The organism is Caballeronia catudaia (genome assembly GCF_001544755.2).
GTDB lineage: Bacteria > Pseudomonadota > Gammaproteobacteria > Burkholderiales > Burkholderiaceae > Caballeronia > Caballeronia catudaia.
The window spans coordinates 1-2188 of the sequence record NZ_FCOF02000115.1 but is presented as its reverse complement, the minus strand read 5'-3'; the positions used below and the strand labels follow the sequence as shown (position 1 = coordinate 2188).

At 58.4% G+C, this 2188-nt stretch carries 1 protein-coding gene; it reads left to right on the top strand.

What is annotated here, in order from left to right; translation table 11 throughout:
• Positions 1 to 140: 140 nt before the first annotated feature.
• Positions 141 to 2188: type VI secretion system Vgr family protein (locus tag AWB75_RS36245; protein ID WP_061128721.1), on the top strand; the 2048-nt coding region annotated here is incomplete at its 3' end.

The following is a 2188-nucleotide window of genomic DNA, read 5'->3' as shown; positions in this document are numbered from 1 at the left end:
TAGGGCGCGATGCCCTTGTCAATCGATTCCTGATTCGCTACCGTCCATCCCCAAATAAGCGCATGACGCGCAGACGACTTCAACGCTTGCCTCTTTAGCGAGCTTCGATGGCACTGCTTATCAAGGGGAGGGCTATATAGATGGCCAACGTGCTGGACAACGGTATGGATCTCGTCGCCGGGAAATTAATCACCGGGCGGCAGGAATACGGCCTCGAGATTTACGGTGCGGAGGAGAAGGCGGCGGACTTCTCCGTCATGTCGTGCGAGGTGAAGGAAAGGATGGGAGAGCCGGTGGTCATCACACTGGTGCTGACTCATCCGGTTCGGCTCTCACGCAAGCATTTCCTGGGCAAGGACGCCCGGTTCTCGATGAGTCCGCTCGGCGGCCTGCCTCAGCACTTCTCCGGGTTCGTGGAGTCGTACACGACGCTCAAGACGACGGCGGATTTCACCAAATATCACATTATTCTGAAATCCCATCTCGCGCGATTGGGAGGGGTTAGTCGTTTTCGTATCTATCAACACCAAAGCGCGCCCGACATAATCGTTGGGAAACTGCGCGAGCACGGCATACCTGATCATTTGATCAGTGTCCGACTGCGTGGCGTTCACCCGCAACTTCAATTCCGCTTCCAATATGGGCAGACTGATCTGGCTTATGTCCAGATGCTCGCTCAGAAGGCGGGGATATACATCTATATCCACGAGACGGAGCACGGCGATCAGATCGTTCTCGGGGATGACATAGATCATTATATTTATGATCCCCGGCTCACTGTGCCTTATCGCGAGGCATCGGGCCTGAATGCCGGCCGCGAATCGATCTCCGAACTGTCGGTCCACGCGACAACGGTGCCGAAATCGTTTGTGGTGGCCGAATATAACCCCGAAAAATCCTACGAACGCTTTAAGGATGAAGCGAACGTCGCGCCCGAGGATTCGACAACGTATGGGACTCCGTACGTGTTTGGCACGGGACATAGCGATTTTGCCGGAGCGAAATGGGAAGCGCAACTGCGCCATGAAGAAGCGATCGCCTGGCAGGTCGTTCTCGAAGGCAAGAGCACCGAGCCGCAACTGCAAGTGGGACGCGTCTTCGAAACGGATGAAGAACTCGACGATGCGCCCGACGGGCTGGTCGTGATCGAAGTCACGCACACGGGCGCGCGTGACCAGGCTTACAGCAATTCGTTCAAGGCGATTCCGGCGGACAGGCGCTTCCGGTTAAAGCTCGAAACGAGCTCATGGCCCAAGGTGTCCGGTACGCTGAGCGCCCGTGTGACTTCGCCGGACCGCTATAAATATGCATTTTTGAACGCTGCCGGCTATTACACGGTGCGTTTCGATTTCGATTTCGACGGCTGGCCCAAGGGCGGCGAGAGCGTGCCGCTGCGCCTGGGTAAGCCCTTCGCGGGGGCGTTTCAGACCGGGTTCCACTTCCCGGCGCTGGACAACACGGAAGCCATTATCTCGTGTCGTGATGGCGACCCGGATAAGCCCGAAATTATTGGCTTCCATCACCACAGTCAGGCGGTGGATCTCGTCACGAGCGACCGCCGGTGGATCTCGCGAGGAACGATCCGCACGCAGAGCAACAACAAGCTTCGCTTCGAGGACTGGCAGGGTCAGGAAGGCATCAAGCTGAGCACCGAGCACTCGGGCAAGTCGCAACTGAATCTGGGTTATCTCGTCGATAACAAGCTGGAAAAGAGAGGTGAAGGATTCGAGCTGAGGTCCTCGGGTTATGGGGCCATTCGCTCAGGTAAGGGTGTCTATGTCACTGCGTACGATCAGCCGGCGGCATCGGGCAAGCAACTCGATATGCAGCAGACGGTCGCGCAACTCGAACAAGCGCTTGAACTCGCGAAGGCGCTGGCGGATTCAGCGCGAGCCGCGAAAGCCGCACCGGCGGACACGGATGCGCAGCAGGCAGTCATTCAGCAACTCGATGGGTTGAAAGACGCGGGACTGCTCGCGAGCGCACCGGCGTCGATCGGACTGGTTGCGGGTCGCGGCGTGCAGGTGGCCGCCAAGGAAAGCATCACGGCTGTGGCCGGGAATAACGCGGACGTTAGCGTGATGCGGCGCTTCACGGTGGCTGCGGGTGAACTGGTGTCCATATTCGCGCAGCGGCTTGGATTGAAGCTCTTCGCGGCCAAGGGGCCGGTCGAGATTCAGGCGCAGAG